The sequence below is a fragment of the Massilia phyllostachyos genome (assembly GCF_021044825.1).
GTDB classification, from domain to species: domain Bacteria; phylum Pseudomonadota; class Gammaproteobacteria; order Burkholderiales; family Burkholderiaceae_D; genus Telluria; species Telluria phyllostachyos.
Map to the genome: position 1 here is coordinate 144155 of NZ_JAJNOC010000011.1, position 11348 is coordinate 155502.

Genomic DNA, 11348 nt, shown 5'->3' on the forward strand with positions numbered 1-11348 from the left:
GCGATCGCATGGCGCATTTCGGTGTAGTCGCACCCGCCTTCTACAGCCATTTCAACGCGCTGGAAGCCCTCGGCGGAGAACTCGTCGCGCGCGGCCACCGCGTGACCTTCCTGCACCGGCCGGACGCGCGCCAGTACGTGCGCGACCCGCGCATCGGCTTCCACGCCATCGGCGCCGACAGCCACCCGCCCGGTTCCCTGGCCGAGTCCCTGAAGCGCGCCGCCAATCCGGGCGGGCCGCTGGGCCTGCGCCGCGTGATCCTCGACATGGCCGCCTCCACCGACATGCTGTGCCGCGAACTGCCGCGCGCCATCGAGGCGCTGGGAATCGACGCCATCGTCGCCGACCAGATGGAAGCGGCCGGCGGCATCGTGGCCGAAGGCCTCGGCATCCCCTTCGTCTCGGTCGCCTGCGCGCTGCCGGTCAACCGCGAGCCGGGCATTCCGCTCGCCGTCATGCCCTTCGGCTACGAGGACAGCGAACGCGCGCGCAAGATCGTCGAGGGCAGCACCATGGTCTACGACTGGATGATGGGGCCGCACGGCCGCAGCATCGCGGCCAACGCCGCGCGCTTCGGCTTGAGTCAGCGCAACGCCCTGCACGAATGCCTGTCGCCGCTGGCCCAGGTCAGCCAGACCGTGGAGGGCTTCGATTTTCCGCGCCGCGAATTGCCGCCGCACTTCCACCACGTCGGGCCGCTGCGGGGGCCAGGCGTCCAGGGCGCGTCCGGGCAGACGCCGATGCCGGACGTCGCGCCCGGCCGCCCCTTCGTGTTCGCCTCGCTCGGGACCCTGCAGGGCCAGCGCTTCGGCCTGTTCCGCCGCATCGCCCGCGCCTGCCGCAGGCTGGACGTGCAGCTCCTGATCGCCCATTGCGGCGGTTTGAACGGCGCCCAGGAACGCGCCCTGCTGAAGGCCGGCGCCACCTGGGTCTGCGCCTTCGCGCCGCAGCAGGCGGCGCTGGCGCGCGCCGACGCCGTGATCTCGCACGCGGGTTCGAACACCGTGATGGATGCGATCGCCGCACGCACCCCGATCCTGGCGCTGCCGATCGCCTTCGACCAGCCGGGAACGGCCAGCCGCGTGGTCCACGCAGGTATCGGCCTGAAAGCCGCGCCGCAGTTCGCCTCGAGCGGGCACATGGCCAAGCTCTTGAAACGCCTGCTGGAGGAACCCGGCTTCGACGCCGGATTCGATCGCCTGGCCGCCAGCGTCGCGGCGAGCGGCGGCGCGCCGCGCGCGGCCGACATCATCGAAGCGGCGCTCGGGCTGCACGCCGGCGCGCGCGAAATGGCCAGCCTTGGATAAGCCCTACGACCTGATCCTGGCCGGAGGAGGACTCGCCAACGGCCTCATCGCCTGGCGCCTGCGCCGGCGCCGGCCCGAGCTGCGCATCCTGCTGCTGGAGAGCGACGCGCGCATCGGCGGCAACCATACCTGGTCCTTCCACGACAGCGACCTGACGCAGGAAGAGTGGGCCTGGATCGCGCCGCTCGTCACCCAGCGCTGGCCGCGCTACGACATCACGTTTCCGCAGCTCGAGCGCACTCTCGAGGGCGGCTATGCGAGCATCGCTTCCGAAGACTTCGCGCGCGTCATCACGCACGACCTGGGCGGGTGCATCCGCACCGGGGCGCACATCGCCGCCCTCACCCCGACCAGCGTGACCCTGGCCAGTGGCGAGGTGCTGGCGGCGCGCGCCGTGATCGACGGCCGCGGCCCGCGCGCAACGCGGCACATGTCGCTCGGCTACCAGACCTTCCTCGGCCAGGAGCTGCGTCTGGCCGCCCCGCACGGCTTGACCGCGCCCGTCATCATGGACGCCAGCGTCGAACAACAGGGCGGCTACCGCTTCGTCTACCTGCTGCCCTTTGGTCCGGACCGCATCCTGGTCGAAGACACCCATTACGTCGACAGCGCCGCCTGGGAACCGGAGCGCCTGCGCGCCAATATCGCCGCCTACGCCGCCGCGCGCGGCTGGCAGGTGAGGCAGATCGAACGCGAGGAACACGGCTCGCTCCCCATCGTGCTGGCCGGCGACTTCGACGCCTACTGGGACGAACTGGCAGGCCAGCCCTGCGCCGGCCTGCGCGCCGGCCTGTTCCATCCGACCACCGGCTATTCGCTGCCGCATGCGGTGCGCCTGGCCGACCGCATCGCCGGCCTCGGTGCCGGCGCACTGGACGCGCCGCGGCTGTTCGCCGCCATCCGCGAGGAAGCACGCCGGGCCTGGCTCGGGCAACGCTTTTTCCGCCTGCTCAACCGCATGCTCTTCCTCGCGGGGCGGCCGGAAGCGCGCTGGCGCGTGATGCAGCGTTTCTACCGCCTGCCCGCGCCCCTGATCGCGCGCTTCTACGCCGGCCGCCTGCGTTTGCGGGACAAGGCGCGCCTCCTGACCGGCAAGCCGCCGGTGCCCGTGGGCGAAGCGTTTGCCGCAGCCATCAAGATCCATCCCGACCAGATCAGGAAACCAGCATGACTCAACAACACCAACGCCGCGCGGTCGTCATCGGCGCCGGCTTCGGCGGCCTCGCGCTCGCCATCCGCCTGCAGGCCGCCGGCATGCAGGTCACGCTGCTGGAAAAGCGCGACAAGCCGGGCGGCCGCGCCTATGTCTACGAAGACCAGGGCTTCGTGTTCGACGCCGGCCCTACCGTGATCACCGACCCGTCCTGCATCGAGGAGCTGTTCACCGCCGCCGGCAAGAAGATCTCGGACTACGTCGAGCTGCTGCCGGTGACGCCCTTCTACCGCCTGTGCTGGGAAGACGGCAGCCACTTCGACTACGCCAACGACCAGGAAGCCCTGGACCGCCAGATCCACGCCCTCAACCCGCGCGACGTGGAAGGTTACAAGCGCTTCCTCGCCTACTCGAAAGCCGTGTTCGAGGAAGGCTACCTGAAGCTGGGCGCCGTGCCCTTCCTGACCTTCCGCGACATGATCGCGGCCGGCCCGCAGCTGGCGCGCCTGCAGGCCTGGCGCAGCGTCTACAGCCTGGTCTCGAAGTTCATCGAGAACGAACACCTGCGCCAGGCCTTTTCCTTCCACTCGCTGCTGGTGGGCGGCAACCCCTTCGCGACCAGTTCGATCTATACCTTGATCCACGCGCTCGAGCGCCAGTGGGGCGTGTGGTTCCCGCGCGGCGGCACCGGCGCGCTGGTGCGCGGCATGGTGAAGCTGTTCGAGGACATCGGCGGACGCATCGAAGTCAATGCGGCGGTCGCACGGATCGAAGCGAACGGCAACCGCGTCACCGGCGTGCGCCTGGAAGACGGCCGCCGCTTCGACGCGGACGCCGTGGCCTCGAATGCCGACGTGGTCCACACCTATGACAAGCTGCTGGCCCAGCACCCGCGCGGCCGGGCCGAGTCGGCATCGCTGCAGAAGAAGCGCTTCAGCAATTCGCTGTTCGTGCTCTACTTCGGTCTCGACCATCACCACGAACAGCTGCAGCACCACACGGTCTGCTTCGGTCCGCGCTATCAGGGCCTGATCAAGGAGATCTTCGGCGGCAAGGAGCTGGCCGAGGACTTCTCGCTCTACCTGCATGCGCCTTGTGTCACCGACCCGTCGCTCGCCCCGCCCGGCTGCGGCAGCCACTACGTGCTGGCCCCGGTGCCGCACCTGGGCAATGCGCCGATCGACTGGGAGGTCGAAGGTCCGCGCTACCGCGACCGCATTTTCCAGTACCTGGAAGAACGCTACATGCCGGGCCTGCGCAGCCAGCTCGTCACCAGCCGCATCTTCACGCCCTTCGACTTCCGCGACCAGCTCAACGCCCACCACGGCTCGGCGTTCTCGCTGGAGCCGATCCTGACCCAGAGCGCCTGGTTCCGCCCGCACAACCGCGATGCCGAGCTGGCGAACCTCTACCTGGTCGGCGCCGGCACCCACCCCGGCGCGGGCGTGCCGGGCGTGGTCGGTTCGGCCAAGGCCACGGCCGGCCTGATGCTGGAAGAAGTGCGCAGCATCCGCCGCGAAGAGGTGCCGGCATGAGCGAAGCGCTGATGGACCATGCGACGCGCACGATCGAAGTCGGCTCGAAGAGTTTCGCGGCAGCCGCCAAATTGTTCGACCCGGCGACGCGGCGCAGCGTCCTGATGCTCTACGCCTGGTGCCGCCACTGCGACGACGTGGTCGACGGCCAGGAGCTCGGTTTCAACGTGGTGAACCCGGCGCACGATGCCGCCGGGGCGCTGAAGCTGCTGGAAGACCAGACCCGCCGCGCCTATGCCGGCGAAACAATGCAGGACCCGGCCTTCGCCGCCTTCCAGGAAGTCGCGCTGCGCCACCGCATCGCGCCGCGCTACGCCTTCGACCACCTGGCAGGCTTCGGCATGGACGTGGCCGACGCGCAGTACGAGACTTTCGAGGACACGCTGCGCTACTGCTACCACGTGGCCGGCGTGGTCGGCCTGATGATGGCCTCGATCATGGGCGCCGTTGATGAGGACGTGCTCGACCGCGCCTGCGACCTGGGCCTGGCCTTCCAGTTGACGAACATCGCGCGCGACATCGTCGAGGATGCGCGCATGGGACGCTGCTACCTGCCCGCCCAGTGGCTGCGCGAAGCCGGCATCCCGCGCGCCGAACTGGCCGAGCCGCGCCACCGCGCCGCCCTGGCGAAACTGGCCGCGCGCCTGGTCGACCATGCGGAACCGTACTACGACTCGGCGGCGCAGGGCGTGAAAGCCCTGCCCCTGCGCTCGGCCTGGGCGATCGCCAGCGCGCGCAATGTGTATCGCCAGATCGGCGTCGTGGTGAAGCGCCGCGGTGCGCAGGCCTGGGACACGCGCGCCGGCACCAGCAAGGCGACGAAGTTGTGGCTCCTGGTGAAAGGCGGCGCGAGCGCCCTCAGTTCGCGGGATCGCGCGCTGCGAGCGCGTCCGGCCGGGCTGTGGCGCCGTCCTGGCGCGGCGGGCGCTGCAAGCGTCCCCCATGCAGCGCATGCAAGTCCTGCTTGAGCTTGGCGACGGGCGGCGCGTACAGGAAGCCGAACGACACCGCGCCCTCGCGCCCCTCGACCGCATGGTGCATGCGGTGGGCCTGGTACAGGCGCTTGAGGTAGCCGCTGCGCGGTGTGTAGCGGAACGGCCAGCGCTGGTGCACCAGGCCGTCGTGGGCGATGAAGTAAAGGGCGCCGTAGGCCGTCATGCCGGCGCCGATCCACTGCAGCGGCCAGGCGCCGCGCGTGCCGAACCAGATCAGGGCGATCGCCACGCCGGCGAACACCACGGCGTACAGGTCGTTCTTCTCGAACCAGCCGGTGCGCGGTTCGTGGTGCGACTTGTGCCAGCCCCAGCCGAATCCGTGCATCACGTACTTGTGCGCGACGATGGAAAACACTTCCATCAGCACGACGGTGACGAGGACGATGAGGGCATTGGTCAGCATGGCGGCACGATATTAATTGAATGACAGGAGCCTACCACAGGCCCTGCCCCGCACCATTGGCGCCGGCGGTTCATCGACGGTACAGATTTTCAATTCGATCAGAAAGGTGATGCATGCGTTCCTCCCTCCTCCTCGCCCTTACCCTCTTGTGCGCCGGCCAGGCTGTTGCCGCGACCGTCGAAGTGCGCGTCTCCGGCGTCACCGCCAAGGGCAAGGTCAACGTCGCCGTCTGCGACCGCGAGCGCTTCCTCAAGCAGTGCGCCTACAGCGCCTCGGCGCCGGCCCAGGCCGGCGAAACCGTCGTCACCGTCAAGGACGTGCCACCCGGCACCTGGGCCGTGCTTGCCTACCAGGACGAGAACGAGAACAAGGAGCTTGACCGCAACTTCATCGGCATCCCGAAGGAGAACTACGGCTTCAGCCGCAACCCGGTCAGCCGCTTCGGCCCGCCCTCCTTCGAAGACGCCGCGATCGAGCTGCGCGACGGCGCGAACACGGCCGCCATCAAGCTGCATTGACCTGTCCTTGCACCGAAAGCGTGCCGCCGTGCGCTAATCGATGGCGCTGCCGGCGGCCTTCCGCATCGCGCCGGCGCACGCGGCGCCGGGGCGAAAAATAACGATAGGAATTAAATAATTCTTCGGGTATCGTTGCTTCCCATAATGGGCCGGGCACCGTTTCCGGCCGTCAATCGTTGACACATATTGCTATGGGGATGAGGTATGAATGAGTTGGTGAACGTCATTAACGGCTGGGTGTGGAGCCCGGCCCTGATCGCGCTCTGCCTGGGCGCCGGACTGTATTTCTCGATCCGCTCGCGCTTCCTGCAGCTGCGCCACGTGCGTGAAATGACCCGCCTCATGATGGACGGCAAGAGCTCCGACCAGGGCGTCTCCTCCTTCCAGGCCCTGACCATGACCCTGGCCGGCCGCGTCGGCACCGGCAATATCGCCGGCGTCGCCACCGCCATCACCTTCGGCGGCCCCGGCGCCGTATTCTGGATGTGGGCGGTCGCCTTCCTCGGCGCCAGCTCGGCCTTCGTCGAATCAACCCTCGGCCAGGTCTACAAGGAATCGATCGACAAGCAGTTTCGCGGCGGACCCGCCTTCTATATCGAGAAGGGCCTGGGCATCAAGTGGTATGCGGTGCTGTTCGCGCTGGTGACCATCGTCGCCACCGGCGTGCTGCTGCCGGGCGTGCAGGCCAACTCGATCGCCGAGAGCCTCAAGACCGCGGCCGGCGTCGACACCACCGTCACCGGCGCGATTCTCGCGATCGCGCTGGCCTTCATCATCTTCGGCGGCGTCAAGCGCATCGCCAGCTTCGCCGAATACGTGGTGCCCTTCATGGCGCTGGGCTACATCGTGGTCGCCTGCATCATCGTGGCGCTGCACATCGACCAGCTGCCGAACGTGCTCTCGCTGATCTTCACCTCGGCCTTCGGCTTCGACGCGGCCTTCGGCGCCATCATCGGCATGGCGATCCAGTGGGGCGTCAAGCGCGGCGTCTACTCGAACGAAGCCGGCCAGGGCACCGGCCCGCACGCCTCCTCGGCGGCCGAAGTGAGCCACCCGGCCAAGCAGGGCCTGGTGCAGGGCTTCTCGGTCTACGTCGACACCCTGTTCGTGTGCTCGGCCACCGCCTTCATGCTGCTCATCACCGGCCAGTACAACGTGCAGGCGCCGGACGGCTCGCCGATGTTCACCGGCGTGCAGGGCGTGGCCGCCGGCCCGGGCTACGTCCAGACCGCGCTGGAAAACATCATGCCGGGCTTCGGCTCGCTGTTCGTCGCGATCGCCCTGCTGTTCTTCGCCTTTACCACCATCGTCGCCTACTACTACATCGCCGAGACCAATATCGCCTACCTGAACCGCGCCACCAAGCGCGGCTGGCTGACCTTCGTCCTCAAGCTGTGCATGATCGCCACCACCTTCTACGGCGCGATCAAGACCGCCGACGCGGCCTGGGCACTGGGCGACCTGGGCGTGGGCCTGATGGCCTGGCTGAACATCGCCGCCATCCTGCTGCTGCGCAACGTCGCCTTCAAGTGCCTGCGCGACTACGAGGCCCAGAAGGCCCAGGGCAAGGATCCGGTGTTCGACCCGGTGGCGCTGGGCATCGCGAACGCCGACTACTGGGTCACGCGCAACGCCGCCGCCCAGCCGGGCGCGCAGGCCGGCACCGCGCCCGCCCGCACCACCGGACGCTGATTCCGGATTGATTCACGCCATTTCCGGTCCGGACGGACCGGAAATCGGCTATACTCGGGCCGGGTGTTCGTACCGCCGGTACGACAGGAATGCGCGATGGTCGGGCCGCCACGCGGCTTGTTCACGTCCAGATCGCCCATGACCGCCATCCTCTCCGTCCGCCTCTCCTCCACCTTCAAGGCCTTTTTCGCGTCGAGCAAGTCCGGCGGCATCGTGCTGATCGCCTGCACCCTGCTCTCGCTGCTGCTCGCCAACTCGTCCTTCGGTCCCGCCTGGCTCGGCTTCTGGCATCAGTACGTCGCCGGCCTGAGCATCGAGCACTGGGTCAACGACGCCCTGATGGCGATCTTCTTCCTGATGATCGGGCTGGAGCTGGAACGCGAGCTGTACAACGGCGAACTGTCCGACCTGCGCAACGCCCTGCTGCCGATCCTGGCGGCGCTGGGCGGCATCGTGGCGCCTGCCGCGATCCACTTCGCCCTCAACGGCGGCAGCCCGACCCAGGCCGGCGTCGGCATCCCGATGGCCACCGACATCGCCTTCGCGCTCGGCGTGCTGGCCCTGCTGGGCAGCCGCGTGCCGGCCTCGCTCAAGATCTTCCTGACCGCGCTGGCCGTGATGGACGACCTCGGGGCCATCATCGTCATCGCCCTCTTCTATTCGACCGGCCTGTCGGTGGCCTATCTGGCCGGCGCGCTGGCCGTGTTCGCCCTGCTCGTCGCGATGAACCGCGTGCTGCGCGTGATGGCCCTGCTGCCTTACCTGGCGGGCGGCGCCCTGATGTGGTTCCTGATGCTCAAGTCCGGCGTGCATGCGACCATCGCCGGCGTGCTGCTGGCCTTCGCGATTCCCTATTCGGCGCGCCAGGACGACGAACGCTCGCCTTCGCACCGCCTCGAGCACGTGCTGCACAAGCCGGTCGCCTTCCTGATCCTGCCCATCTTCGCGCTGGCCAATACCGGCATCGTCATCGGCGCCGGCTGGACCCAGGAACTGCTGTCGTCCAACAGCCTGGGCATCATGCTCGGCTTGGTCGCCGGCAAGCCGCTCGGCATCGTGCTGTTCACCTTCGCCGCGGTGGCGCTCGGCCTGTGCCGCCTGCCGCTCGACCTGGCCTGGCGCCACGTGATCGGCGCCGGGCTGCTGGGCGGGATCGGCTTCACCATGTCGATCTTCATCACCAACCTGGCGTTCGCCGGCGCTCCGGACGCGATCAACGCCTCGAAGATGGCGATCCTGCTGGCCTCGCTGGCGGCCGGCGTCGCCGGCTTCGTCTGGCTGAAGCTGCTGGGCGGGCCGACGCCGATGGACCGCGATCCGGATACGCTCGACTTCGAGGCGGCGCGCTAGTCGGCGGCACGGTCCAGCAACGCCAGCAGGGCCGCCTTGTTGCCTTCGCGCGGCCAGCCCCACACCTGACCGACGATCTTGCCGTCCCTGAGCAGGAAGAAGCGCGGCACGTTGATGACGTCGACCGCGCTCCACTCCCGGGTGTCGTAGGGGACGCGGATCGGCAGCGCCGGGTTCGACGCATTCCATTCGCCCACGAAGCCGGCAGTGAACGGCGAGCGTGGCGGCGTCACCAGCACGAGTCCGGCCTGCTGCAGCCGCGTACGCAAGCCGGCATCTTCGCGCAACGCCGCCAAAGCAGCGGCCGAGAAACCGCAACCCGCATCGACCACCATCACGAGTTCCGTGCCCGGCGGAGGCGGCAGCGCTTCGCGCACCAGGACATTGGCGGCGGCATCGTAGCGGTAGACGCTGCGGCCGGTGAAGCCGGCGCCGAGCGGATCGCGCACCGCCGGGACGACTTCACCCGCCAGATGCGGTTTCGCGGCGGCGAATGCCCGCGCCTGTTCGAACTGGCGCGCCGCGATCAGGCGCCGCAACACGGTCGCATCGAAGCCGCGGCGGGTATCGATGCCGCGGGCGCGCATTTCGTCGTACACCGCCAGGAGGCGGCGCGAGGCAAGCGAATCCGCGCTGCCCTCGGCCGCGATCAGGGCGGCGTCGAAGTACGGCGCCAGGTCGCCCAGCGCAAGCGCGCGCAATGCGCCTTGCGGCACGTGCTCGCCGAACAGCGCAATGAAGCGGCGTTCCATGCGCGCCTCGTCCTCCGTCGTCATCGCGCTGTCCGGATCGTTGCGGCGTTCGCTCTCCTGCGCGCGGAGCCGCTCGATCTGCGCCAGACGCGTGCGTGCATCGGACGTCGGCGCCGGCAAGCGCAGCGGCGGGCCGGATAGCTGCGCGACCACGCTGGGCAGATATTCGCCTGCATCGATAAGGGCGAGGACGGCCGCAATCTGACTTGGCTCCAGCTCACGCACCAGGCTGACGTAACTGAACGTGGTCAAGCCGCGTTCGCCCCATTTCAAGGACTCCAGGAAGCGCTGCCTGCCATAGGGCGTAAAAGCATCGAGCGGGTTGGGCTGGCTGGACGCCAGCACCTCCTCCAGCTGCGCGGCGCTGCGCACTATCGGAGAAGCAGGCTGCGCCGCGTGGGTGCTCAGCATCCAGCAGACAAGCGACACGACGATGGCCGTGCGCAGGCGTTGTCCGGTCATGACGCCCCCCTGCTCAGTAAGCAGTTCCGGCGAGACGGTCGCCGTCGTGCCCGATGAAGCCGGAACCGAACGGTTCCTTCGGCGCGGGAACCGTCAGGCTGTGCAGGTGCGGCTTGCCGCGCATGAATTCCCTGGCCATGTCGAGTTGACGGGCCTGGATCAGGCTGCGCAGCACGGTCGCGTCGATCGAGCGGCGGGTGTCGATGCCGCGGTCCCTGAGCGCGGTGTAAGCCATCAGCATGTGGCGCAGCGGATAATTCCAGTAGATGGGCTCGCCTTGCGACCCGATTTCGCCCTGAGCCGCCAATGCGGCGGCGTCGAAATACGCCGGCAAGTCCGCGGGCGGCAGGTCGGCCAGCGTGAGTTCGGAGAACCTGAGTCTGTACAGATCCACGTAGCGGCGCGCCAGTTTCGCGGGATCCCTGTTCCCATCGGCGGCGAGACGCTCGATCGCTTCCAGGCGCGCCACCGCATCCGCCGACGGCGCCTGCATCCGCAGCGGCCGGCCGGTGAGCTCTTTCTCGAGCGCGGGAAGGTGGGCCTCGGCGCCGATAAAGGCCAGCACGCCGGCGAGCTGCTGCGGCTCCAATTCGCGCACCAGGATGTCGCTGTTGAACGCCGCGAGTCCCTTGTCGTTCCAGCGCAGCGAAGCCAGGAAGCGCCGCTTGCCGTAAGGGGTCAGGGCATCGAGCGGCGTGGCCTGGCTGGACGACAGCACGGCCTCGAGCTGGGCCGGACTGCGCACGGCGGGCGCCGTGGCGTCTGCCGCTTGTGTAGTCAGGGACCAGCAAGCAAGCGATATCATCAGGGCACTGCGGAAAAATGGACCACGCATAGTTCCTCCCGGTTAATGTTGTAAACCGAGTATAGCTACTAGTCCATCGAAATGCGTGCCGCAGCGGCACTTCATGCGCGGCGCGTAAAAAAAGGCTGTGTTCGCGTTAGTTATAGATTTGCAGCCTCCTTCACTGAACTTGTCGTACCGCAGCACCTAGCCACTGCGCTGGTGTACGCAACGCGTGCGCATCCAGTAATCGCTGCCACCCGGAATAGTTCGCCAGGTAGCGGCTGGCCACGCCCTTGAAGCGCACCAGCCAGTTCTTGAAGCGACTGTGCCAGCCATTCACGTTCTGAATGTGGATCGCGCCGCGTGCGCGCCGGCCCGCCCGCACGTTGACGGA

The 11348-nt window shown here is 68.2% G+C and carries 10 protein-coding genes and 1 pseudogene; 7 read left to right on the forward strand and 4 right to left on the reverse strand.

Annotation, left to right across the window (positions count from 1 at the left end; genetic code table 11):
- Positions 1-8 precede the first annotated feature (8 nt).
- The 4 genes from LQ564_RS23470 to crtB are packed head-to-tail and all read left to right on the forward strand — an operon-like array spanning position 9 to position 4963.
- Entirely contained in the window at positions 9-1307 is a 1299-nt protein-coding gene (locus LQ564_RS23470; protein WP_231060540.1) for a glycosyltransferase, read from the forward strand.
- Entirely contained in the window at positions 1300-2478 is a 1179-nt protein-coding gene (crtY, locus tag LQ564_RS23475) for a lycopene beta-cyclase CrtY (protein WP_231060541.1), read from the forward strand. Before LQ564_RS23470 ends, crtY begins: the two co-directional genes overlap by 8 nt.
- On the forward strand, positions 2475-3995 hold the full coding sequence (locus LQ564_RS23480; RefSeq protein WP_231060542.1) for a phytoene desaturase: 1521 nt from the start codon (positions 2475-2477) through the stop codon (positions 3993-3995). The genes crtY and LQ564_RS23480 overlap by 4 nt, the downstream gene beginning before the upstream one ends.
- A complete protein-coding gene (crtB, locus tag LQ564_RS23485) occupies positions 3992-4963 on the forward strand; it encodes a 15-cis-phytoene synthase CrtB (protein ID WP_231060543.1) in 972 nt (323 codons plus the stop codon). The genes LQ564_RS23480 and crtB overlap by 4 nt, the downstream gene beginning before the upstream one ends.
- On the opposite strand, the gene LQ564_RS23490 is transcribed toward crtB, so the two are convergent.
- The gene (locus tag LQ564_RS23490) at positions 4854-5393 is read right to left on the reverse strand and encodes a sterol desaturase family protein (protein ID WP_231060544.1); all 540 of its coding nucleotides are present in this window, start codon (positions 5391-5393) and stop codon (positions 4854-4856) included. The genes crtB and LQ564_RS23490 overlap by 110 nt on opposite strands.
- Positions 5394-5506: 113 nt before the next feature.
- Between LQ564_RS23490 and LQ564_RS23495 the strand changes: the two genes are divergently transcribed.
- The 3 genes from LQ564_RS23495 (at position 5507) to nhaA (ending at position 8953) form a co-directional block, all read left to right on the forward strand.
- Positions 5507-5911: a DUF2141 domain-containing protein gene (locus tag LQ564_RS23495; RefSeq protein WP_231060545.1), complete on the forward strand. Its 405-nt coding sequence runs from the start codon at positions 5507-5509 to the stop codon at positions 5909-5911.
- A gap of 204 nt (positions 5912-6115) precedes the next feature.
- Complete coding sequence (locus LQ564_RS23500; protein ID WP_231060546.1) at positions 6116-7603, forward strand: alanine/glycine:cation symporter family protein; 1488 nt, start codon at positions 6116-6118, stop codon at positions 7601-7603.
- Positions 7604-7741: 138 nt separating this feature from the next.
- Entirely contained in the window at positions 7742-8953 is a 1212-nt protein-coding gene (gene nhaA / locus LQ564_RS23505; protein WP_231060547.1) for a Na+/H+ antiporter NhaA, read from the forward strand.
- On the opposite strand, the gene LQ564_RS23510 is transcribed toward nhaA, so the two are convergent.
- The 3 genes and pseudogenes from LQ564_RS23510 to LQ564_RS23520 all read right to left on the reverse strand — a co-directional run.
- Positions 8950-10167 (reverse strand): hypothetical protein, encoded by a 1218-nt coding sequence (locus LQ564_RS23510; RefSeq protein WP_231060548.1) that lies wholly within the window; start codon positions 10165-10167, stop codon positions 8950-8952. The genes nhaA and LQ564_RS23510 overlap by 4 nt on opposite strands.
- A gap of 13 nt (positions 10168-10180) precedes the next feature.
- The gene (locus LQ564_RS23515) at positions 10181-10912 is read right to left on the reverse strand and encodes a hypothetical protein (protein ID WP_231060549.1); all 732 of its coding nucleotides are present in this window, start codon (positions 10910-10912) and stop codon (positions 10181-10183) included.
- 220 nt (positions 10913-11132) lie between these two features.
- Positions 11133-11348: pseudogene (locus tag LQ564_RS23520) on the reverse strand (IS1595 family transposase); the annotation flags it as partial.

Bases quoted from the DNA above. Each gene is read 5' to 3' on its own strand.
- nhaA (WP_231060547.1), top strand. From the start codon at position 7,742: ATGACCGCCATCCTCTCCGTCCGCCTCTCCTCCACCTTCAAGGCCTTT.
- LQ564_RS23480 (WP_231060542.1), top strand. From the start codon at position 2,475: ATGACTCAACAACACCAACGCCGCGCGGTCGTCATCGGCGCCGGCTTC.
- LQ564_RS23470 (WP_231060540.1), top strand. From the start codon at position 9: ATGGCGCATTTCGGTGTAGTCGCACCCGCCTTCTACAGCCATTTCAAC.
- LQ564_RS23510 (WP_231060548.1), bottom strand. From the start codon at position 10,167: ATGACCGGACAACGCCTGCGCACGGCCATCGTCGTGTCGCTTGTCTGC.
- crtB (WP_231060543.1), top strand. From the start codon at position 3,992: ATGAGCGAAGCGCTGATGGACCATGCGACGCGCACGATCGAAGTCGGC.
- LQ564_RS23495 (WP_231060545.1), top strand. From the start codon at position 5,507: ATGCGTTCCTCCCTCCTCCTCGCCCTTACCCTCTTGTGCGCCGGCCAG.
- LQ564_RS23500 (WP_231060546.1), top strand. From the start codon at position 6,116: ATGAATGAGTTGGTGAACGTCATTAACGGCTGGGTGTGGAGCCCGGCC.
- LQ564_RS23490 (WP_231060544.1), bottom strand. From the start codon at position 5,393: ATGCTGACCAATGCCCTCATCGTCCTCGTCACCGTCGTGCTGATGGAA.